This window comes from Paenibacillus tabacirhizosphaerae (assembly GCF_040812395.1).
Classification (GTDB): domain Bacteria; phylum Bacillota; class Bacilli; order Paenibacillales; family NBRC-103111; genus Paenibacillus_E.
The window spans coordinates 390674-413195 of sequence record NZ_JBFNXH010000003.1 but is presented as its reverse complement, the minus strand read 5'-3'; the positions used below and the strand labels follow the sequence as shown (position 1 = coordinate 413195).

Sequence of the window (22522 nt, the reverse complement as noted above, 5' to 3'; positions counted from 1 at the left end):
AACGATTATGCGCATGAAAAATTTTGCATACTACCCCTATACATGGATGTTCACAGCCAATGCTTCTTAAAGGAGTGAGAAAATGAGACAAGCTGCCGCTCCGTACTTGTATATCCGACTTCGCAGGAGAGCGCGCGTACGCAAAGGAAATCCTGTGAATTTAAGTCATATCGCCCAGTTGATTGTCGAACCTGAATATGAAACCTATCTATCAGAGCTTGTGATCCATCATCCTCAGCACGCGGACGGGAATCGTGTACTTATCGATATGATGCTGATTGTACGTAAAGTAAAGGAGCGTTTTCCTGAACTGCAAATCGAACATTTCGGGGAGCCTCATGTCCTTCTTGAAATTTACACGGATAATAAGAAACCAAATCCGGTTCTTATCGGCATCGTATGGTTGCTGCTCTTTATCGGTTCAGGACTTGCCATTATGAACTTTCATGCAGATGTCAGCATGCTGGAAGTCCATCAACGCATTTATGAGCTGATGACAGGAAGGAGGGTGGAGCACCCTCTTATTTTGCAAATTCCTTACTCCCTTGGCATTGGGGTAGGTATGGTCATTTTCTTCAACCATCTATTCAAGAAAAAATTCAATGAGGAACCAAGCCCGCTGGAAGTGGAAATGTTCATGTACCAAGAGAATGTGAATCATTACGTGATTACGGAAGAGTACGGCAAAATTCATGAAAAGGAAGAAGCCAAGTGATTGTGCAGGCTGGAGAAGCTCTATTAGCTGCTTTTATTGGCCTGGCAGGCGGGATCGCTGTAGGTAGCGGAATGGTTGCCTTCCTTGTTGTTTTGGATATTATCCCTAGATTAGCTCAAATCACCTATTCCTTTAAAAGCATTCACAAGTATGAAGCCGCAGTTGTTACAGGCTCTCTCGTTTGTACATGGGTTGATTTCAGCCAGTGGAAGCTGCATTTATTTCCGATGGGAGCTGCTTTTGTTGGCTTGTTTGCAGGTTGTTTTGTAGGCATGCTTGCCGCGGCCTTAACGGAAATCATTAATGTTCTGCCCATACTGGCCAAAAGAGTGGGCATGGGATCTTATATGATTTTACTGCTGATGGCGATGATTTTTGGAAAGGTCATTGGCTCTTTATTTGAATGGCTGCTGTATTAATAATCGCGGATGAGGTGAAAGGGAATGAAAGTGATCGTAAAAGCAGGTGATGCCAATAGTAACGACACGGCCAAGGATCAAAAGGAAGAGCAAAAGCTGGCTGTCGATGAGGAAGGCAATTTGTCTGCATACAATCCGGAAAGGGATATGACTGCGACAGAAAAGGCTCTGAAGGTTCAAGAAGATATTCCCCGCAACTTGAGGGAAGTGCAAAGAGTGCTTGAGGAACGAGTCGGCCTTAACAAAAGCTTTGATCTTGTGCTCAGGGAAATGGTATTCGGCTCAAAGCGCGTAGGCGTTTTTTATTGCAATGGCTTTATCAAAGACGAAGTATTGACTGAAATTATTAAACGCTTGACTTATGCGGATAAAGCGGCAGTTGAGCACCATACGGTGGAAGCCTTCGCCGAGAAGCTTATTCCCCATAATCAAGTTAAAACGTATAAAAAAATATCCGAAGTTATTGGGCAAGTGCTCATGGGGGGGACTGCGCTTTTCATTGAAGGCGAGACGTCGGCGATCACCATCGATGTGAAGAATTACCCGGCTCGTTCTACGGAAGAACCTGATTTAGAGCGCGTAGTCCGCGGGTCTAGGGACGGCTTTGTTGAAACGTTGCTGCTTAACGTGACCCTTGTCAGACGTCGAATACGGGATGAAAGATTCAAGCTTGAAATTATGCAAATTGGCAAAAGAACGAAGACGGATATATGTGTCGCATATATTAATGACATCGCTGATCCAAACTTGGTGGAATCCGTCAAAGATAAAATAAAGAAGGTGGAGATCGACGGGCTTCCGCTTGCTGAGAAGCAATTAGAGGAAGCTATTGTGAATACAGGCTGGAATCCGTACCCGATGGTCCGTTATTCCGAGCGGCCGGATGTTGTGTCCGCACATTTATTGGAAGGGCATGTCTGTATTTTCGTCGACACATCACCTAGTGTAATGATATTGCCTACAACATTCTTCCATCATGTCCAGCATGCGGAGGAATACAGGCAGACGCCTTTCATTGGCACCTATTTAAGGTGGGTGCGATTCGCCGGCATCATGGCTTCTTTATTCCTGCTGCCCTTGTGGTTTCTAATGGTGATGGAACCATCCTTGAAGCCGGCGGGTTTGGAGTTTCTCGGTCCGCAAAAGCAGGGAACGCTGCCGCTGCTCGTACAATTCCTTCTCGCCGATATCGGTATCGATCTCATGCGGATGGCCGCGGTGCATACCCCTTCGCCGCTCGCGACTGCGATGGGGCTAGTTGCAGCGATTTTGATCGGGGATATCGCCGTCAAGACGGGACTTTTTATTAACGAAGTCATTCTCTATTTGGCACTTGCCTCTATTGGCATGTTCGCCACGCCAAGCTATGAGCTCGGACTTGCCAACCGCATCACCAGGTTGGCGCTTCTCATCGTCGTCTCTATTTTCCAAGTGCCAGGACTCGTTATCGGAGCAACCTTATGGCTGCTGTTTCTAGCTACGCGGAGATCCTATAATTCTCCGTACATGTGGCCGTTAATACCATTTAACGCAAAAAGTTTCTTTTCTATTCTGGTACGTCGGCCTGTTCTTGCTGCCAAAACGAGACTGAGTCTAACCAAGCCGATTGACGGTACTCGCCAGCCGAAATAGCATAGGAAAAGGGCATGGAACTTTCCTGTCCTTTTTTGTATGTTCTGTCGAAGCGTGTATTGTCAAAAGCGCTTGCCATATGGTACTTTAAATAGTAATGCTCATAAAGCCGCAGAGCGGTAAATGGCAACAAAGTTTAGGAAGAGGGGAAACCAAAGCTATGTATTTACACGGTACGAGCAAAATAAATGATCAAGGCCACCTCGAAATCGGCGGTGTCGATGCAACCCAGCTGGTTGCAGAATACGGTACGCCTTTATATGTGTATGACGAAGCACTCGTGCGTCAACGCTGCAGCGAATTTGTAGAAGCCTTCAAAGCCTCTGGCTTGAAGTTCCAAGTTGCTTACGCAAGCAAAGCTTTCTGTGTGATGGCAATGTGCCGCATCGTTGAAGAAGAGGGCATGTCCCTTGACGTCGTTTCCGAAGGCGAACTGTTTACAGCGCTGCAAGCAGGATTCCCAGCGGAGCGTATCCATTTCCACGGAAACAATAAAACGGTAGAAGAGATCGAAATGGCGATCGATGCGAAAATCGGCTGTTTCGTTGTTGATAACTTCATCGAGCTGCAAATGTTGAATGCAATTGCCGGCGAAAAACGCCAAAAAGTTAAAATCTTGCTGCGAATTACGCCGGGCGTTGAGGCGCACACGCATGAATATATTTCGACAGGTCAAACCGATTCCAAATTTGGTTTCGATTTGGGCAACGGTTCCGCACTTCGCGCGATTCAAGAAGCTTCCCAATTGAGCAACTTGGAAATTTTGGGCGTTCATTCCCATATCGGGTCGCAAATTTTCGAAGTAGAAGGTTTCCGGATGGCAGCTGAGAAAGTGGCCGGTTTTGCTGTTCAAGTTCGTCAAGAAACGGGCGTCGTCTTCAAGGTAATTAACCTTGGCGGCGGATTCGGCATCCGTTATGTGGAAGGCAATACACCTCTTCCTGTAGCGGTTTACGTGAAAGCTATCACGGACGCTATCAAAGAAAACTTTGGCAGTAACAATTATCCGCTGCCAGAGATTTGGGTAGAACCAGGCCGGAGCATTGTAGGCGATGCGGGCACAACGCTTTACAGCGTAGGTACGACCAAAGATATTCCTGGCGTTCGTAAATACGTTGCTGTAGATGGCGGCATGACTGACAATCCGCGTCCAGCTCTGTATGAGTCAGAATATGAAGCAATGCTCGCTAATCGTGCTACGGAGCAAGCGCAAGAAGTCGTTTCTATTGCAGGCAAATGCTGCGAGAGCGGCGACATGCTGATCTGGGATCTGAACTTGCCGAAAGTAAACGCGGGCGACGTTCTGGCTGTATCCTGCACAGGTGCTTACAACTATGCGATGGCTAGCAATTACAACCGTATTCGCCGTCCGGCTGTTGTATTTGTGAAAGATGGACAAAGCGATTTGGTTGTGAAACGCGAGTCTTTTGACAATATCGTAGGCAATGATGTTATCCCGGCAAGAATGAAGCAAGTTAGCAAAACCGTGTAAACGAAAAAAAGATGCGAAAGAAGGTACCTTGAGCTCAAGCTCTAGGCTGCCTTCTTTTTTTATCAGAATGTTTTACCCTTTACGGAACTAAAGCGTTAGGGGTACCCTCACTAATACGTGAGAAAGCATATGTCGTCAGGTATGTGTGTGACGAGGTTACAGAGCGGAGAACCGCAGGCATCGTGTGGCACGAGCTTTTGACAGGATGGATGTGGAAGATCCGGAAGTACCGCAGCGGGTTGGCGTATTGAAATACCGCCTCGATCCTGCGATAGATCGTCTTTTTGCATGGGTGAGCGGAACGTAGGTGCGTTAAGAGGCGGTATTTTCGGTTGTAGGGATATTTCGCGGAACTACCGTACCTTATGAGCAGGAAATGCTGGGTTGTAGGCACGGTTTCGCTCATTTAACACACCCTAGTTCCACTTCAGGAGGAGGAAAGGGTCGTTACCGTGGAATAATGCATCGTAGTTCCGTGGATATCGCTGTGCATGGGAAATAGGAGGTCCGGCAGTACCTGTTCCGTTTTCTTGCGAAGCTTGCGGTGGCGAAATGTCCCCGGAATCCCCGGAGTCTTGGGGAGGAATACCGGATGGAAGACAGGTAAGGGAAGAGAGAATCTTTTTCCGAACACTGTATAAAACCCTCTCCCTGGAGCAAATATAAAGTTTGTTGCAAACACGAAATAAGGGAGAGATTAGGGAATAATGACAACAAATAGCGGACAACAGGGTGCACACGGAATTGGACAGGTGGAAGAACAGTTGAACAAGCAAGCACAAGCAGCTGAGCAAATGCAAGGACTCAATGAAGTCGATCAGCATGTGCGCGCTGCAGCAAATGAAAGAAGTTCGGAACTCGATGATGTTATCGACAGAGAAACAACCTGAAAAGAGTGAAAACACCACGGGCTTCCTCACGAAGTCGGTGGTGTTTTTGTCTCCGTTTGTGAAATGAATGCTTTCATAGTAGAATAAAGTAATATTGTCTAAAGGAGTGGACCACAAATGGCCAAACAAGCAAAAATTAAACTCGCAGGCGGCGGAGAAGTTGTTATCGATCTATTCGAAAACGATGCTCCTAATACCGTTGCTAACTTTGAAAAACTAGCAAACTCCGGTTTCTACAACGGACTCGTTTTTCATCGTGTTATCCCAGGATTCGTAGCACAAGGCGGATGTCCTTCCGGCACAGGAACAGGCGGCCCTGGCTACCAAATCAACTGTGAAATCAATCCGAACAAACATGAGCGCGGCACGCTTGCTATGGCTCATGCAGGCAGAAACACTGGCGGAAGCCAATTCTACATCTGCTACGCGCCTCAGCCGCACCTTGACGGACAACACACGGTTTTCGGTAAAGTGTCCAAAGGCATGGAATTCATCGATGCTTTCAAAGGCAAAGATTTGATGGAGAAAGTTGAAGTTGTAGAAGCTTAGTCCCTACATAGATTTTTAACGTGAAAACCCTTGTCAATCAAGGGTTTTCTCTATTTGTTGGCTGTGAGAGAAGGTAGGGAAAAGAGCGGCTTGCGGACGTGATTTCTAACATGAAGAGAGAGATAGCGAATGTGAAATGTGAAAATTCCCCTTGCTTTTTCCATGTCCTAGTGATAAATTCATAACCAAAGTAAGTTGTTGCTTTTCAGGCAGCATCTTTGCTTTTATGAATATGTGCAACCTTCGGGGCGTGGCGAAATTCCACACCGGCGGTGATTCGTTGGAAGCTATCCAAGCTTCCGATCGATAAGTCCGTGACCCGTTTTGAAGCTCAGCGGTACCTGACATACAGCTTCGCTACGGCTGACCCGGTGCAATTCCGGGACCGACAGTATAGTCTGGATGGGAGAAGGAGAATGCGAATTACAGATTCGCTATGCACGTTTGTACATTTTTTCACAATGACAAAAATTCGACAAGTCTGTTTTCAAATGCGGACTCGTCGTTGTTGTTTAGTTTGAACGAAAATGTAACAAGCGCGTATGGCTGAAGCTTCTTCGTGTTACCTAAACATTCTCTGGCCCCTTTCCTACACTGGATGGGGCTATTTTGCATTTTGAATACTTCTTTGGAGTGGACGGTGAGCATTGTGCAGGCATTGAATGACGAAACTTACATGCGGCTCGCTTTGCAGTTGGCGGAGAGCGCGTTGGGTCAGACGGGCATTAATCCTGTTGTCGGATGCGTACTGGTAAAGGATGGACGCATTATCGGTATGGGAGCCCATCTTCAACGCGGTCAGGGCCATGCCGAAGTTCTCGCGCTGCAGATGGCAGGTTTAGAGGCAAAGGGCAGCACGGCATACGTGACGTTAGAGCCTTGCAGTCACTTTGGGAAAACGCCGCCATGCAGCGATCGTCTGATCGAAGCTGGTGTCGTGCGTGTCGTCGTCGCCGGAACGGATCCTAACCCGCAGGTTGCGGGTTCCGGCATTGCCAAGCTGCGAAACCATGGTATCGATGTGAGCGTGGGACTTCTTGCAGAGGAATCTTCGGCGCTAAACGAGGTTTTCAATAAGTACATTGTCACGCGGTTGCCATTCGTGACGATGAAGACGGCAAGCACGCTCGATGGCCGAATCGCGGCCAAAACCGGTGATAGCAAGTGGATCACGTCTGACGCATCCCGGGCTTTCGTGCATACCTTGCGCCACCGGCATCAAGGTATTATGGTCGGCGTCAGCACCGTCATCGCCGACGATCCGCAGCTGAGCGCCCGCGGAGACGTACCGGCTGTGCAGCCGGTACGGATCGTCGCGGACTCACAGCTGCGAGTCCCGCTGGGCGCCCGTGTGCTGCAGGAGCAGGATCGTCAGCCGACGATCCTGCTCGCGAGCGCACAGGCGCCAGCAGAGCGCCGCGCCGCGCTGGAAGCGCGCGGCATACGCGTTCTCACCTGCGGCGACGGCCCGCAGGTGGATCTGGCGCTCGCCATGCGTCAGCTCGGCGAGCTCGAGATCGGCTCCATCCTCCTCGAGGGTGGAGGCCGGTTGAACGGCGCCATGCTCGAGCGGCGCCTGATCGACAAGGTGGTGCTGATGTTCGCGCCGAAAATTATCGGCGGCGGTGCGGAAGCACCAGCGAACTTCAACTTCGTCGGCTTCGCGAAGATGGCGGATGCCATTGTGCTCGACCGCTTGAAGGTGGAGCAGATCGGACCGGACATTTGCATGACGGGTTATCCGCTTTATAAGTAATGAATGGGTTATTCAAGAGGTTGTTTAGCTTCTAACGAAAGGAGGACTGGCATGTTTACCGGAATAGTGGAAGAGATTGGCAGCATGCGCCGCATTCACAGTCAAGGACAAGCCATGGTGCTGACCATTGGCGCTACAAAAGTGCTGGAGGATGTTCTCCTTGGCGATAGCATCGCTGTGAACGGCGTATGCCTGACCGTCATCGCTTTTGATGCGGATTCCTTCTCCGTGGATGTAATGCCAGAGACGTACCGCAAGACCAATCTGCGCAAGCTGACAAGCGGCACGCGAGTCAATTTGGAGCGGGCCATGGCAGCGAATGGGCGCTTTGGCGGTCATATCGTACAAGGGCATGTCGATACTACGGCGACGATCCTCTCTCGTATCCCCGAAGAGAATGCGGTTGTTTACCGGTTCGAGCCGGAGAACAAACAGATATTCAAATATATGATCTCAGGCGGCTCCATCACGATTGACGGCATCAGCCTCACGATCGTAACCGTGACAGAACGCGATGCCGCTGTCTCGATTATCCCGCATACCTTAGCGCAAACCGTTCTTCACGATAAGAAAGCGGGAGATACGGTTAACATTGAGTGCGATGTACTGGGCAAATATATGGAGAGACTTCTGCATTTCGGGCCATCCGAAGACGGGGGCAAAGGGAAAAAGACGGGTTCTTTATCCGAAAGCTTTTTGGCCGAGCACGGTTTTATGTAAGTACAGAAAGTTTTTCTTAGGAGAGATGACTATGGCAGACATACGCTTTAACCGAATTGAAGATGCGATTGAAGATTTAAAACGAGGTAAAGTGATTATTGTTGTTGATGATGAGGATCGTGAAAACGAAGGGGATTTTATTGCTCTCTCGGATAAAGCGACGCCTGAAGTCATCAACTTCATGATCAAAGAAGGACGCGGGCTCGTGTGCGTGCCGATTACGGAAGAACGAGCGCAAGAGCTGGATCTGCCTCCGATGGTTGCGCGAAACACGGACTACCATGGTACGGCTTTTACGGTTTCCGTAGACTCGATTGAGACGAGTACGGGCATTTCTGCGCATGAACGCTCAAGAACAGTTCAAGCGCTGATTGATCCGCGGACGAGACCGCATGATTTCCGCAGGCCTGGACATATTTTCCCGCTGATTGCCAAAAAAGGCGGCGTGCTTCGCAGAGCTGGCCATACGGAAGCTGCTGTTGATCTTGCCATTATGTGCGGAGCGTACCCTTCCTCAGTCATTTGCGAGGTAATTAAAGAAGACGGCTCCATGGCGCGCGTCCCTGATTTGATGGAAATCGCTGAGAAGCATGAGCTTAGCATCATCACCATTCAAGATTTGATTCATTATCGCAATCAGAAGGAGAAGCTTGTTGAGCGTGAGGTTGAGATCAGCCTACCCACCGATTTCGGTACTTTCAAGGCGATTGCTTACACCAACCAGCTGGATAATAAAGAGCATGTCGCTCTTGTTAAAGGTACGCTAGACCCCAATAAACCGACGCTGGTTCGTGTTCATTCCGAGTGTTTGACTGGCGATGTGTTTCATTCTCACCGCTGTGATTGCGGACCTCAGTTGGACGCTGCATTAAAACAGATTGATGAAGAAGGCTCTGGTGTATTATTATATATGCGACAGGAAGGTCGCGGCATCGGCCTAATTAATAAATTGAAGGCTTATGCCTTGCAGGAGCAGGGATTTGACACGGTCGAAGCGAATATTAAGCTTGGCTTTGCTCCGGATTTGCGTGATTATGGCATCGGCGCTCAAATTTTGAAAGACCTTGGCATCAGCCAACTGCGTCTATTGACCAATAACCCGCGGAAAATTAAGGGTTTGGAAGGCTATGGCTTGGAAGTGGTAGAGCGCGTGGCGATCCAAATGGAGAGTAAAGAGCACAATGTAAATTATTTGCATACGAAAAAGAAAAAGCTTGGACATATGCTGGAATTTCATGACTCTGGCAGCGGTATTTAATATACACAACCTCACATAGAGAAAGGGAGAAACACTCATGGCAAACATTTTCGAAGGACATTTAATTTCACAAAACTTGAAATATGGTATCGTTGTAGGCCGTTTTAATGAATTCATTACATCCAAACTTCTAGGAGGCGCGCAAGATGCTTTGAAGCGTCATGGAGTCCAAGAAGATGAAGTGGACATTGCTTGGGTTCCTGGAGCATTTGAACTTCCTTTAATCGCGCAAAAAATGGCGGAAAGCGGCAAGTACGATGCCGTCATTACGTTGGGTACCGTTATTCGCGGTTCTACTCCGCATTTCGATTATGTATGCAGCGAGGTAGCTAAAGGCGTTTCGGCCATTAATTTAAAAACGGGCATTCCGACGATCTTTGGTGTGTTAACGACAGATTCCATTGAACAAGCCGTGGAACGGGCCGGTACGAAAGCTGGCAATAAAGGCTGGGAAGCCGCTGTAACTGCGATAGAAATGGCGAATTTGACGAAGCAATTCTCCTAATGCTGTCTTATTTTCACCTGGATACTTTGCTTCCCAGACTGCTCGCATTTCTCATCGCGATGACGCTGCATGATGCAGCGCATGCAGGCACAGCCTGGCTATTGGGAGATCGAACAGCTCGGCAGAGCAAGCGATTGTCGCTAAACCCCTTGGCACATTTAGATGCCTTGGGGCTAGCTATGATTGTGTTCGGCCCCTATGGGTGGTCAAAGAAGATTCCTGTGGATAGGACGCAATTCCGCTCGCGGCCCAGGCTGTCGCATTCGCTAGTATATTTGGCAGGGCCTCTAATGAATATAGGGCTTGTATTTTTCTTTTGGTGGCTGTATTTTTTTCTTCCTGCTTGGGTAGGCGAAGGTATGGAGACGACGGCGATTGAAGAATGGCGTGTTTATTTGCAGTATTGCGTGATCGTAAATGTGATGATAGGACTTATTCATATATTGCCGTTATACCCGCTTGATGGCTGGTTTATCATGCAGGGACTCGTTCCTGCCAAGCACCAACAATGGTTTAAGCGAAATGAACGCTATGGTTTATTACTCGTTCTTATTCTTATGATTACACCGATAGGCCAGTGGGGATTGGCTCATATCTACCCGTTTGCCGCGCAGCTGGTTATGAACTTATTTTCACTATGACAAGGGGGAGAGCGGAGTGAAAGTCACCTATAAGTTGGAAGCGTTTGAAGGCCCCCTTGATCTGCTTTTACATTTAATTGATAAAAACGAACTTGATATTTATAATATTCCAGTCAAAGAAATCACGGATCAGTATTTGGCTTACGTGCAAGCGATGCAGGAATTAGAGCTTGAAGTGACAAGCGAATTTCTGGTTATGGCGGCCACACTGTTATCCATTAAAAGTAAAATGCTGCTGCCTAAGCCCCCCGTTATTGAATTTGATGAATACGATTACGAAATGGATGATGAATTCGATCCTCGCGCCGAGCTCGTAGCGAAGCTGATTGAGTACCGGAAGTACAAATCGATTGCCGATATGCTCCGGGATAAAGAGGTGGAACGAAGTTTAGTTTACACCCGTGAACCGGAGGATTTAACCCCATTTATGCAAGTTGTGCATGAGAATCCGGTCGAGGGTCTTGATGTAGGCGACCTGCTCATTGCGTTCCAACGTACGCTGCGCAAACTATCAAACCGCAATGTAATCGCCAAAATTCGCAGGGATGAAATATCCGTGAAAGACCGCATGCGAGAAGTGGTTGACCTGCTTAAGTTCAAGGGCGGTAAAATATTATTTTCCAAACTGTTCGATTATGAAATGACGCGTGAAGAAATTGTCGTCACGTTCCTAGCTTTACTAGAATTGATGAAAATTAAAAAGATTATGTGCTTCCAGCATCAGCTGTTTGAAGACATTGTCATCCAAGCGAAAGAGGAGGATCCTGCAATTGACACTCAATTTTCAACAGATGAAATCAATTATTGAAGGCTTGCTCTTTGCGTCAGGCGACGAAGGCTTGGATGCCAAGCAATTGGCTGAAGTATTGGAACTGGATTTGTACCTGGTGAATGACTTGGTCCATGATATGAAGAAAGACTTCAAGCGCAAAGGCCGCGGCATCCAGATTGTAGAAGTAGCCGGAGCTTACCAATTGACAACTCTAGCCGAGCATGCGCCTTATTTTGAACGGCTTGCCTATACGCCTTCACGCTCTTCCCTTTCACAAGCGGCGCTGGAGACATTATCCATCGTTGCGTACAAACAGCCTATTACGAGGATTGAGATTGAAGAAATTCGCGGTGTAAAATGTGATCGCGCGCTACAAACGTTAACAGGCAAAGATTTAATCGAGGAAGTCGGACGCGCTGATGCAGTCGGCAGGCCGATCTTATATGGGACCTCCAAGCAATTCCTTGAATATTTCGGTCTTCGATCTATCCAAGAATTGCCGGATTCCGCAAATTTCCAAGGGAATTTCGATTTAGAAGAAGAAACGCGAATGTTGTTTGACCGACTAGGCGATCAGAAGCAGATCACTTTCGAGGACATGGATAAAGGCATCGAATAATGACATATACTAACTCCAATGGCGAGAAGACTCTTTCTTGCAGTGGAGTTTTTTTGTTGAGGAGGGATGAACGGTTGTGGTTATGGCTAGGGCTGGTCGGCATCATTTTGATCGTTTGTGTCGTAAGCTTGTCATTTAGCTTTGTTCGCGGAGAGCTGTATTTCTCCAGAGTTAAGGATAACGATACGCTTTCTATGGAAATAAGGGCTTTGTTCGGTCTGGTTAAGTACCGCTACGTCATTCCCATCATTCAATTCAAAGGTTTTGCCCAGGGGATTATGATACGATCTGAAACCGTGACGAAGTCGAGCTCCAAGCTGTCGGATGCACATAAAAAGCATATTACGAAAGAAAAAGTGATAGAGTTTTACAAAAATGCCCAATTGATTCTTGTTAAAACGCTCGATTTCTATGATTGGATGAAACAAACTTTAGCCAGAGTAGAGTGCACTGAGCTCAAGTGGGTTACTCGCGTCGGTGTTGGCGATGCCCCGGAGACAGCCATCACAACGGGGGCGATTTGGGGAATCAAATCCTCATTAATCGGATTTGGCATTCGTTTTGTCAAGCTAAAGGTAAAGCCGCGAATTGATGTGATCCCGCAATATAATCAACCTCAGTTCACTACAGAGTTTCGCCTCACTGGGCGCATTCGGGTAGGATTCATCGTGTTTGCCGGTGTCCGATTGCTTATGAGGGCAGCGAAAATCAAAGGCGGCATGCGTACGTGGTATCAATTACTAATGAAGTTGAGAGTCAAGCCAGCTTCTTGATTTTTCTTACATAAGGGCTTTCCAATGGGGGCAATCTAAAAAAGAACCATTCCAGCTCTTTTAAGCTTACGTTTTCGCATTTTAGAAAAATCTAAGGAGGAATCTCACGATGTCCGAGCATCCGATTCAAGGATTAATGAAAGTAGCCATGGAAAATATTAAAGAAATGGTGGACGTGAACACCATCGTCGGGGATCCGGTTGAAACGCCGGATGGCAGCGTCATTATGCCGATTTCCAAAGTCGGTTTCGGCTTCGCGGCAGGAGGCAGTGAGTTCGTAACCGATTCTGAAATTGAAATTGAAGGCGGCATGAGTAAAACCGATGCGTTTAACGCGAAAGTAGCTCTTCCTTTCGGAGGAGGCAGCGGCGGCGGGGTCTCCATAACGCCAATTGCGTTTCTCGTCGTTGGCAAATCGGGTGTGAAAGTTGTGCCACTCGACAACCAAACACATATCCTGGAACGCCTAATCGATTCGGCTCCGCAAGTGGTCGATAGGATTCAAAGCATGATCAAAGGGATGAGTTCAAAAACACATGCAACGGGGATCAACACCGTTCCGGCATCGTCGACGAATGTTGACGGACCCAATTTCATCGTGTAATTTGATCAGCGAATTAAAAGAACCTTCAGGGCCACGATAAGGTGGTTTTGAAGGTTTTTACATTCAGAATTTTAATATTTGTTAGATCAAATAACGTAAATACACGTAAACCTGAGCAATCACCAGCGAAACGATTGTAAGGGGGGCTCCAACTTTTAAAAACTCCAAATAACTGAAACCTTTGCCCTCTTTAGAAGCAAGACCCGCGACAATGACATTTGCGGATGCGCCAATGATTGTACCATTCCCTCCTAAGCAAGCGCCAAGCGCAAGCGACCACCATAGCGTATTGATTTGCGGTGAATCAACGGCGAGACCGAGTCCATCTGCCATGTCTTTGATCAAAGGAATCATCGTGGCAACAAAAGGGATATTGTCGATGGTGGCAGAAGCAATACCTGATCCCCAAAGGATAAGAATGGCCGCAATGCCGATATCACCTTCGGTCACCTCCAAAGCTTTCATCGCTAAATGCTTAATCAGCCCAACCTCTTGAAGCCCCCCCACTAAGCTGAACAATCCTGCAAAAAAGAAGATCGTCACCCATTCTACGGAATCAAAAGCAGTTTCAACCTCGTGTTCTTTTAGTCCAAAAAGCATGAGTAAAATCGCACCCGTAATCGCGACGACGGCGGCATCTACATGAATGATGGCATGCAGCATGAAGCCTAGAATGGTTAAAGTCAGTATGAGCAGCGATTTTTTCATGAGCACAGAATTTTTAATACATTCATGTTCATTCATTTTCATCAATTTAGCCTGCAGTTGGGGATTTGGTCTCAACTGTTTTTTGTACATCCAATATAGAAGCAGAAGCGTTACTGCCATGATGATAAGTGTGACGGGGGCAAGATTAAGCAGAAATGCATTAAAGGTTAAATGGGGGTTGGCAGACCCTATCATAATGTTCGGGGGATCCCCGATCAGCGTCGCTGTTCCTCCTATATTAGAGGCGATGATTTCCGCCATGAGATAAGGAACGGGATTGACTTCAAGAATGCGCGTAATCGCAAGCGTGACAGGGACGACCAAAAGCACAGTAGTTACGTTGTCCAGGAGGGCTGAACCGAAAGCTGTTAAGATCGTCATGATCAATAGGATACGAAGTGGATCTCCTTTGACCCACTTAGCCGCCCGGATAGCCACAAATTGAAATATGCCTGTTTGGTTCGTAATGCCAACGAGAATCATCATGCCAATCAGTAAAGTGATGGTTTCCCATTCGATATAGTGTTCAAATGCTTTGTGAACATCTAGGATACCTGCAAAAATCATAACTGCAGCACCCAGTAGAGCTATTACGGCCCGGTTTACTTTTTCAGAAATGATGAACGCATACGTCACTAAAAAAATAATGAATGCAATCCAGGTAAGCATGCCATTCCCTCCCTAATCGTTGAGTTTCTGTTTAGTTTGCTCGGATAACCCTGAAAATAGCAAAAAGAAGCCTGCGTTGGCAGGCTCCTCCGGTGATTTCCGTATGCAATTCATTCTCATTATATCGGCGAAGTGCCTTTTTGTAAATAACGGGACTTGGACATATCCGGCGCCTAAAGGCATATACTTGTACAAACTCAGCCTAATCTCACGAAGAAAGTTTTGCTACAGCAAAACTCTTAGGAGGAAAACAATGAAGAAAAGATTCAGGATCGGTATGCTTTGGGCGGTTATTGTGGCCTTGTTATGCGTTCCAATCGGACAAGTCGAGGCTGCGCCTCCTGCCATAGGCACGAATGCGGTCGGTGCATCGCTCATCGATGTGGAGTCTGGCCGGATTTTATACAGTGAAAAGGGAGACGTGCCTATGCGCATCGCCAGCTTGACCAAAATCATGACAGCGATCGTCGCCATTGAGCAGGGCAAGTTGACGGATAAGGTCAAAGTAAGCAAAAATGCTTTTGGCAAAGAGGGCTCTTCCATTTACTTGAAACTAGGCGAAGAAATGCGCCTCCAGGATATGCTGTATGGCTTGATGCTGCGCTCGGGCAATGATGCTGCGACGGCGATTGCCGAGCATGTCGGCGGAAGTGTCGACGGCTTCGTATATTTGATGAACGAGAAAGCCAAGATGATCGGCATGGAACATTCGCATTTTACGAATCCATCCGGTTTGGATGAAGGAGAGGGGCATCGTTCCAGCGCGAATGATATGGCCAAGCTAACTGCTTACGCGTTAAAAAATCCAGTCTTCCAAGATATCGTGTCCACAAAGATGAAAAAGGTTCCGAACCCGAATGAGAGCTGGGATTATACGTGGTTGAACAAAAATAAGATGCTTTCCCTTTTTGAGGGTGCGGATGGTGTCAAGACAGGGTATACGAAGCTCGCAAAGCGTTGTCTTGTATCTTCGGCAACGAGAGATGGACAGCAATTGGCTGTCGTTACTCTGAATGATCCGAACGACTGGGGAGACCATGCCAGACTGCTCCAATATGGGTTCAAGTATTATCCGCTTCAGCAGATCGCAAGTAAGGGCGAAGCCGTGGAGGGTAGTCCTTGGGTCATTGGCAGCACGTTTTCCTATCCGCTTGCCGAAGGGGAAGCAAGTTTACTTAATAAAAAAGTGGAACTGGCCGATCCGGTTTCAACGAGTTATCGATTAGGCGAACGAGGCGCTATTCAATATTTTCTGAATAAGAAGCTCATTCAAACGATCCCTTTATATGATAAAACGAGCACACGGATGCAAGCTAAAGATCTCTCGACCTTCAGCTTCAAGGAAGGAAAGCAATATCAAGAAACATTGCTGGACCGTTACGGGATGATCTGTCGAATGCTGATTATAAAGCTATTTAATTACTCTGAGCCCGAATGGACGGATTAGGAGGTTTGCCAAGATGGTGAATTGGATCTGGTTATTTTTTATCGTGGTCGGGTTTGTGGTAGCAGCGTTTAACGGCAACGTGGAGGCTGTCACTCAGGCAGCTTTTGACGGCGCTAAAAGCGGGGTAACCGTGTGTTTCGGATTGATTAGTGTGCTCGTATTTTGGCTTGGCATGATGCGCATCGCGGAGGATGCAGGCATTCTGAGCAAGCTGGCTGTCCTGCTGCAGCCTTTTGTCCGCTTTCTATTCCCCAGCATTCCGAAAAATCATCCGGCCTTGGGCTATATCATGTCGAATATGAGCGCCAATATATTAGGGTTGGGCAATGCGGCCACACCTATGGGGATCAAGGCCATGCAAGAGCTGCAGAAGCTGAATGCGGGCAAGGATACCGCGAGCCCTGCCATGTGTACGTTACTTGCGCTCAATACTTCAAGCATAACGCTAATTCCTACTACATTAATTGCCATTCGAATGAATTTTAACTCGGTGAATCCGGCAGAAATCGTGGGCACTACATTAATCGCGACAGCAATATCGACAGCAGCGGCTATACTGGTTGACCGTTGGTATCGGAGGTCGCGCTCGCCCATTCCTCCTTTGAAAGGATGATCACGTATGTACGCCTTCGTATCGCTCCTATCCGCATGGGCCATTCCTGTTATGATCGTCTTCATTCCGTTATATGCAGCATACCGTAAAGTTCCGGTCTATGAATCTTTCGTAGAAGGGGCGAAGGAAGGTTTCGATACCGCAATCAAAATTATTCCGCATCTTGTGGGCATGATGGTGGCTATCTCTGTTTTCAGAGCATCAGGAGCCATGGATCTCGTGTTAGGTTGGATGCGGCCCTTGTTCGAACATTTAGGCATTCCTCCGGAGGTTCTGCCGCTGGCGATTCTACGGCCGATCACTGGTGCGGGTTCGCTTGCTTTCACTACAGACCTGATTGAACAGTTCGGGCCTGATTCGATGATAGGGCGCATGGCCTCAACCGTTCAAGGCAGCACAGACACAACTTTATATGTGATAACGGTCTACTTTGGGGCTATTGGCATTCGGAAAGCAGGCTATGCGCTGAAAGTCGGTCTTATTTCCGATCTTGTAGGCTTCGTCGCATCGGTTATAATTTGTTATCTCGTGTTTGCATAAAATCATTGCGCACTTGTGATTTGCATTTAACTCCGTTATCATTAGCATGAGGTGAAAACGGATCATGGAAAGACTGCAAAAAGTATTGGCCGAAGCGGGGATCGCATCTCGCAGGAAGTGCGAGGAAATTATTACGTCCGGACGCGTACAAGTAAACGGGGAAGTCGTTACAACACTTGGCGTGAAAGTGAATCCGCAAGAAGATGAAATTAAAGTGGATGGACGTTACATTAACCAACAAAAGAAGATTTATGTCATTTTGAATAAGCCAAAAGGGGTTATTACAAGTGCAACAGATCCAGGCGGGCGTAAAGTGGTTACGGACTTCTTGCCTGGGATTAGAGAACGTGTCTATCCGGTTGGACGACTGGATTATGACACGGAAGGGTTGTTGCTCCTGACTAATGATGGGGAATTCGCTCATTTGTTAACACATCCAAAGCACCACGTGCCCAAAACCTATCAAGCCACGGTAAAGGGTGTCCCGCACGGAACGCTGCTAGATAAGCTGAGAAACGGCGTGCAGCTTGAAGACGGTATGACTTCGCCTGCTGAAGTCGAATATGCGGACGTCAATCCGGATAAAAATGAAACGATAATTGAAATAACGATCTACGAAGGCCGGAATCGGCAGGTGCGCCGTATGTTCGAATCGATTTCTTTTCCCGTCATTAAATTGAAGCGGATTAAGTTTGGTCCGATCTTCTTAACTGGCTTGCCTAGAGCGAAGTATCGCCATTTGACTCCGAACGAGGTTGAAGAGCTTAAAGGTGCAGCTCTCCAGACACATAACGTTCAAAAAGGCCAATAAGAAGTTGGCCTTCTTTTCGTTATAATGGACATAGAATCGTTTGGAAAATGGCTAAGAATGCTAAAAAGCGAAGGTGATTGAACGTGGGTAAAAAGAAGAAATGGGTACAGATTGCGATATTCGCCGTCGTGCTCATTATTGGCGTGTTTACCATTATTACGAATTTATCTGCTGCCGATAGCAAGAAATATCCGCAGGTGGGAAGTAAAGCGCCTGATTTCTCCTTAATCGGCTTAGATGGGAGTTCCCACAAATTGTCGGATTATAAAGGTAAACCGGTATTGGTCAATTTCTGGGGCACATTCTGCCCTCCGTGCAAAGAAGAAATGCCTGATCTGCAAAAGCAATATGAGAAATGGAGCTCGAAAGGCGTCGTTTTCCTGGAAGTGAATGTCGATAAGAACAAAATCACCGTGCAAAGCTTCATGGAGCAATATAAGCTGAATCTTCCCGTGCTGCTTGACGCAAAGGAAGAAGTTCGCAAGCTTTATGGCGTCATGGATTATCCAACGACTTTCTTTATTGGACCTGATGGTAAAGTGGAAGTAAAGAAAATTGGTCAAATGACAGAATCATTTATTGACCAAACGCTTGCCGATTTGGTGAATACCGCCAAATAGAATCGCGAACTCAGCTAATGCTTACGAAGTAAGTTTTGCAAATGCAAAACTCAGTTTATGCTTACGAAGATAGTTTTCCTCCGGAAAACTTTTAGGAGGTCATCATGTTTCACAACACCAAATGTGATTGCGGGCATCAGAATCCGACAGGCACCGCGCTTTGCGAAGCATGCGGCAAGCCGCTCGTTGATGTGGATGGCAGAGATCTGCTGGAAATGCGATATGATGGGATGGCCCGCCGTTCACAGAAAACAAATCCTTCATACCTCGATAAAGTCTGGAATTTCTTCTCCTCGGTTAAAATAGCGGTATGGATTATTATCGTAACGCTGATTGCTTCTGCGGTAGGTACGATTTTCCCACAGGAAAATACGTTTCTGGATATGGATCCGGCACAGTACTATCAGCAAAATTATGGTACGCTGGGCACTATTTATCATTCGCTTGGCTTTTCCCACACGTTCAGCTCATGGTGGTTTATTACGCTGCTCTTTATGATTGGCACATCGCTTGTTATATGCAGTTTGGATCGCGTATTACCGCTATACAAAGCTTTGTCGAAACAGCAAATTCGCAAGCATGAGAACTTTTTAACGAGGCAAAAAGTTTCGTTTCAAGGTCCCATTCCAGAAAAGGCGAAAGCTGAACAGTGGACAAGCGGTCTAGCAGTGCTCCTGCGAAAAAAGCATTATCGCGTACATACAGATGGAACAGCGCTATTGGCGGAGAAATATCGATTTAGCCGCTGGGGGCCCTATATCAACCATATTGGTCTCATTATATTCCTATTGGGAGTATTAATGCGCAGCATACCTGGATGGCATATGGACGAATATATGGGAATTCTTGAGGGGGAAACCAAACAAATCCCTCATACGTCCTACTACATAAAAAACGAGAAGTTTACGCTTGAGCTTTACGATAATAAGGACTTGCCGGAAAGCATTAAAGATAAGGGTCAGATTGTACCGAAAACTTATGAAACAAAAGCTGTTCTGTATCATTGCTCAGCAAACTGCGAGGATACCTCGAAAGAGCCGGTGCTTGAGGAAGTCCATCAAGCGGACATTCTAGTTAACCATCCTCTGGATTATAAAGGGTTGCAAGCGTATCAATTTGATTATAAATCCTCGCCAATGTTGATTTCTGTGAAGCCAACGCTAAGCAATCCGCAGACGGGCGAAGCCTATGGAAGTTTCGAACTTCCGATGAACAACCCGAAGGATGAATATCAAGTTGGCGCTTATAAGTTGAAACTGAAGGGATATTTCCCAGAATTTGGACTAGATGACAAGGGCCAACCGATTAGCAAATCGAATGAACCGAAAGCGCCTGCATTTATTTTTAATATAACAGGCCCTGGCCTGGCTTCATCAGGCGAGCCTTATCTGTATTTTCCAAGACAAGTGGATAAAGAAACGTTCTCGCAAGATGTCATAAACGGGGCTATTGCGCAGAAGCTGAAAATTGCAGTAGGTTCCATGGAAGGCGTGCAATTCGCGGAATATACAACCTATTTGAACATTCGTGTCGATAAAGCCATGCCATACATCTGGGTTGGATCCGCCATCTTTATGATTGGCGTGATTATGGGCTTTTACTGGCAGCATCGCCGGATATGGCTTCGAATTGATGATGAACAAATCACGCTAGGCGCCCACACCAATAAAAATTGGTTTGGACTTCGCAATGAAGTGGCTGCTGCTCTGGCGAAAAATAGCTTAGTTCTCGACCCAAAATCGTTGGATAAAGGAGGAAAGCAAGGGTGAACGTCAATTCAGTCTCCAGTACATTTCTGTTCATTGCCTTTTTTGTATATCTCTTCGCCTTTTTGATTTTTGTTCTTTCCATAACGGGGAAAAAGTGGAGCAATCGCGATCCTGAAGAACATACGAAGCGTTGGGGCTTTGCTGCTTTTATTTTATCAGTAGCAGGTTTCGCTTGTCACTTGACCTTTTTCTTCACGAGATGGGCAGAAGGCGGTCATATTCCAACGTCAAATATGTACGAGTTTATGACCTTCTTAGGCATGATGATCATGTTTGCGTTTCTGATCGTGTATCTGATTTATCGCACGCCTGTACTCGGTGTGTTCGCGCTTCCGATTGGCTTCCTGATTATCGCGTACGCATCCGTATTTCCGAGTGAAGTGCAACCACTAATTCCCGCTCTGCAAAGCTATTGGTTGAAAATACACGTAACAACAGCCGCAACAGGAGAAGCCTTCTTTGGTGTTGGTTTTGCCGGCGGATTAATGTATTTGCTGCGTGCCATTGATTTCAAGGGAACTTCCAAGCAAGATAAGCGTGAACAAAGAGGGGTGGAACTAACGTTACTTTTCATCCTGATCTTAGTCGGCTTCATTGCTTCAATATTTACATTTAATGGTTCCGGATATAAAGCTGAGTTTACGAAGCAAGTAACGGTTACCGATGCACAAGGGCAACAGCAAATTCAAACAAAAAATGAGACTTACGTTCTGCCTCCTATCGTTCAGCCGTCTGGTATGCAAGTAGTCCAGATGAAATCGTTCCTCGGCATGTCGGAGCCTCTCTTTACAGCTCCATCATGGATGGAAGGTGCAAGCGCAGGACGTAAGCTGAATACGGTAATATGGTCCGTCCTAGTGGGTCTGATCCTGTATGGGCTGGCTCGACTAGTGGCAGGCAAACAATTAGGTGCGGCTATCGGTCCCGTTGTGAAGGGAATGGACCCGGAGGATTTAGATGAGATTAGTTATAGAGCCATTGCGATCGGCTATCCGATCTTTACGCTAGGTGCACTCATCTTTGCTATGATCTGGGCACAGGAAGCATGGGGCCGTTTCTGGGGATGGGATCCTAAAGAAGTTTGGGCGTTGATTACTTGGTTATTCTATGCCGTGTTCCTGCATTTACGTCTTTCCAAAGGCTGGCAAGGTAAAAAGTCAGCATGGTTATCAGTAATTGGCTTTATCGTGGTCATGTTCACCCTAGTTGGGGTGAATCTTGTGATCGCCGGTCTTCACTCTTACGCAGGGGTTTAAGGCTAAACTAGGAAAAGGATGTGGCTCCTCATGGAGATGAAAGCTAGCATACTAGTCGTTGACGATGAAGAACGGATTCGCAGACTGCTCCGGATGTACTTGGAGAAAGAAGGCTATATCATAGAAGAAGCAGAAGATGGTGAGACCGCTTTGCGTATGGCGACGGATGCAGACTATGATTTGGTTCTGCTTGACGTGATGCTGCCGGGTATTGACGGCATTGAAGTATGTGCACGTTTGCGTCAAGTCAAATCTACGCCGGTCATTATGTTGACGGCCAAAGGGGAAGAGACGAACCGTGTAAGCGGGTTTGAAGTAGGTGCCGATGACTATGTCGTCAAGCCGTTCAGTCCTCGTGAAGTCATTTACCGGGTCAAAGCGATTCTTCGCCGCTCTTCGGCAACGGCTTATTTGTCCAAAGACGCGGGTTCAAGCAACAATATTGTGTTCCCGAATTTGATCATCGAACATGACGCGCACCGTGTAACCGCAGGCGGGCAAGAAGTGGCATTAACGCCGAAAGAATACGAGCTGCTGCACTACTTGGCTGTGTCGCCTGACAAAGTGTTCTCGCGTGAAGAATTGCTTAAGGATGTCTGGAATTATGAATTTTTTGGAGATTTGCGAACCGTAGATACCCATGTTAAAAGATTGCGCGAAAAATTAAATAAAGTATCCCCGGATGCTGCAGCTATGATTACGACCGTATGGGGTGTAGGTTATAAGTTAGAGGTGCCTAAATAA

At 46.9% G+C, this 22522-nt stretch carries 25 protein-coding genes and 1 riboswitch; of the genes, 24 read left to right on the top strand and 1 reads right to left on the bottom strand.

What is annotated here, in order from left to right:
• Positions 1-82: 82 nt before the first annotated feature.
• The 16 genes from ABRS97_RS07705 (at position 83) to ytfJ (ending at position 13345) form a co-directional block, all read left to right on the top strand.
• On the top strand, positions 83-715 hold the full coding sequence (locus tag ABRS97_RS07705) for a stage V sporulation protein AA (protein WP_367812596.1): 633 nt from the start codon (positions 83-85) through the stop codon (positions 713-715).
• Positions 712-1134, top strand: a complete 423-nt coding sequence (locus ABRS97_RS07700; protein WP_483312423.1) for a stage V sporulation protein AB — start codon at positions 712-714, stop codon at positions 1132-1134. The genes ABRS97_RS07705 and ABRS97_RS07700 overlap by 4 nt, the downstream gene beginning before the upstream one ends.
• A 24-nt stretch (positions 1135-1158) precedes the next feature.
• A complete protein-coding gene (locus ABRS97_RS07695; RefSeq protein ID WP_367812594.1) occupies positions 1159-2766 on the top strand; it encodes a spore germination protein in 1608 nt (535 codons plus the stop codon).
• Between the two features lie 160 nt (positions 2767-2926).
• Positions 2927-4258 (top strand): diaminopimelate decarboxylase, encoded by a 1332-nt coding sequence (lysA, locus tag ABRS97_RS07690; protein ID WP_367812592.1) that lies wholly within the window; start codon positions 2927-2929, stop codon positions 4256-4258.
• 184 nt (positions 4259-4442) lie between these two features.
• Positions 4443-4565 (top strand): hypothetical protein, encoded by a 123-nt coding sequence (locus ABRS97_RS07685; RefSeq protein WP_367812590.1) that lies wholly within the window; start codon positions 4443-4445, stop codon positions 4563-4565.
• Between the two features lie 400 nt (positions 4566-4965).
• Positions 4966-5148: a hypothetical protein gene (locus ABRS97_RS07680; RefSeq protein ID WP_367812588.1), complete on the top strand. Its 183-nt coding sequence runs from the start codon at positions 4966-4968 to the stop codon at positions 5146-5148.
• A 117-nt stretch (positions 5149-5265) separates the two neighbouring features.
• Positions 5266-5697 (top strand): peptidylprolyl isomerase, encoded by a 432-nt coding sequence (locus ABRS97_RS07675; RefSeq protein WP_367812586.1) that lies wholly within the window; start codon positions 5266-5268, stop codon positions 5695-5697.
• Positions 5698-5932: 235 nt separating this feature from the next.
• A riboswitch (FMN riboswitch) is annotated at positions 5933-6115 on the top strand.
• Positions 6116-6346: 231 nt separating this feature from the next.
• Positions 6347-7453, top strand: a complete 1107-nt coding sequence (gene ribD / locus ABRS97_RS07670) for a bifunctional diaminohydroxyphosphoribosylaminopyrimidine deaminase/5-amino-6-(5-phosphoribosylamino)uracil reductase RibD (RefSeq protein ID WP_367812876.1) — start codon at positions 6347-6349, stop codon at positions 7451-7453.
• 51 nt (positions 7454-7504) lie between these two features.
• Entirely contained in the window at positions 7505-8173 is a 669-nt protein-coding gene (gene ribE, locus ABRS97_RS07665) for a riboflavin synthase (protein ID WP_367812584.1), read from the top strand.
• A gap of 31 nt (positions 8174-8204) precedes the next feature.
• Positions 8205-9431 carry a bifunctional 3,4-dihydroxy-2-butanone-4-phosphate synthase/GTP cyclohydrolase II gene (locus tag ABRS97_RS07660; RefSeq protein WP_367812582.1) on the top strand — a complete coding sequence of 409 codons (1227 nt, stop codon included), beginning with the start codon at positions 8205-8207 and terminating at the stop codon, positions 9429-9431.
• Positions 9432-9468: 37 nt separating this feature from the next.
• Positions 9469-9936: a 6,7-dimethyl-8-ribityllumazine synthase gene (gene ribH, locus ABRS97_RS07655; RefSeq protein WP_367812580.1), complete on the top strand. Its 468-nt coding sequence runs from the start codon at positions 9469-9471 to the stop codon at positions 9934-9936.
• A complete protein-coding gene (locus ABRS97_RS07650; protein ID WP_367812578.1) occupies positions 9936-10577 on the top strand; it encodes a site-2 protease family protein in 642 nt (213 codons plus the stop codon). The genes ribH and ABRS97_RS07650 overlap by 1 nt, the downstream gene beginning before the upstream one ends.
• Positions 10578-10593: 16 nt before the next feature.
• A complete protein-coding gene (locus tag ABRS97_RS07645; RefSeq protein WP_367812576.1) occupies positions 10594-11385 on the top strand; it encodes a segregation and condensation protein A in 792 nt (263 codons plus the stop codon).
• Positions 11369-11968, top strand: coding sequence for an SMC-Scp complex subunit ScpB (gene scpB / locus ABRS97_RS07640; RefSeq protein ID WP_367812875.1), 600 nt, complete (start codon positions 11369-11371; stop codon positions 11966-11968). The genes ABRS97_RS07645 and scpB overlap by 17 nt, the downstream gene beginning before the upstream one ends.
• A gap of 74 nt (positions 11969-12042) precedes the next feature.
• The gene (locus tag ABRS97_RS07635) at positions 12043-12741 is read left to right on the top strand and encodes a DUF2953 domain-containing protein (protein ID WP_367812574.1); all 699 of its coding nucleotides are present in this window, start codon (positions 12043-12045) and stop codon (positions 12739-12741) included.
• A gap of 109 nt (positions 12742-12850) precedes the next feature.
• Positions 12851-13345, top strand: coding sequence for a GerW family sporulation protein (ytfJ, locus tag ABRS97_RS07630; protein ID WP_367812572.1), 495 nt, complete (start codon positions 12851-12853; stop codon positions 13343-13345).
• An 81-nt stretch (positions 13346-13426) separates the two neighbouring features.
• Here the strand turns inward: ytfJ and ABRS97_RS07625 are convergent, their stop codons facing one another.
• A complete protein-coding gene (locus ABRS97_RS07625; RefSeq protein ID WP_367812569.1) occupies positions 13427-14722 on the bottom strand; it encodes an ArsB/NhaD family transporter in 1296 nt (431 codons plus the stop codon).
• Positions 14723-14975: 253 nt separating this feature from the next.
• On the opposite strand from ABRS97_RS07625, the gene ABRS97_RS07620 reads away from it, so the two are divergent.
• The 8 genes from ABRS97_RS07620 (at position 14976) to ABRS97_RS07585 (ending at position 22522) form a co-directional block, all read left to right on the top strand.
• The gene (locus tag ABRS97_RS07620) at positions 14976-16169 is read left to right on the top strand and encodes a D-alanyl-D-alanine carboxypeptidase family protein (RefSeq protein ID WP_483312422.1); all 1194 of its coding nucleotides are present in this window, start codon (positions 14976-14978) and stop codon (positions 16167-16169) included.
• Positions 16170-16182: 13 nt separating this feature from the next.
• Positions 16183-16782, top strand: a complete 600-nt coding sequence (locus ABRS97_RS07615) for a nucleoside recognition domain-containing protein (RefSeq protein WP_367812567.1) — start codon at positions 16183-16185, stop codon at positions 16780-16782.
• Between the two features lie 6 nt (positions 16783-16788).
• On the top strand, positions 16789-17322 hold the full coding sequence (locus tag ABRS97_RS07610) for a spore maturation protein (protein WP_367812565.1): 534 nt from the start codon (positions 16789-16791) through the stop codon (positions 17320-17322).
• 64 nt (positions 17323-17386) lie between these two features.
• The gene (locus ABRS97_RS07605; RefSeq protein WP_367812564.1) at positions 17387-18133 is read left to right on the top strand and encodes a pseudouridine synthase; all 747 of its coding nucleotides are present in this window, start codon (positions 17387-17389) and stop codon (positions 18131-18133) included.
• Positions 18134-18216: 83 nt separating this feature from the next.
• Entirely contained in the window at positions 18217-18753 is a 537-nt protein-coding gene (gene resA, locus ABRS97_RS07600) for a thiol-disulfide oxidoreductase ResA (RefSeq protein WP_367812562.1), read from the top strand.
• Between the two features lie 104 nt (positions 18754-18857).
• Positions 18858-20522, top strand: coding sequence for a cytochrome c biogenesis protein ResB (gene resB / locus ABRS97_RS07595; protein WP_367812560.1), 1665 nt, complete (start codon positions 18858-18860; stop codon positions 20520-20522).
• The gene (gene ccsA, locus ABRS97_RS07590) at positions 20519-21778 is read left to right on the top strand and encodes a cytochrome c biogenesis protein CcsA (protein WP_367812558.1); all 1260 of its coding nucleotides are present in this window, start codon (positions 20519-20521) and stop codon (positions 21776-21778) included. Before resB ends, ccsA begins: the two co-directional genes overlap by 4 nt.
• A 30-nt stretch (positions 21779-21808) precedes the next feature.
• Entirely contained in the window at positions 21809-22522 is a 714-nt protein-coding gene (locus ABRS97_RS07585; protein ID WP_367812557.1) for a response regulator transcription factor, read from the top strand.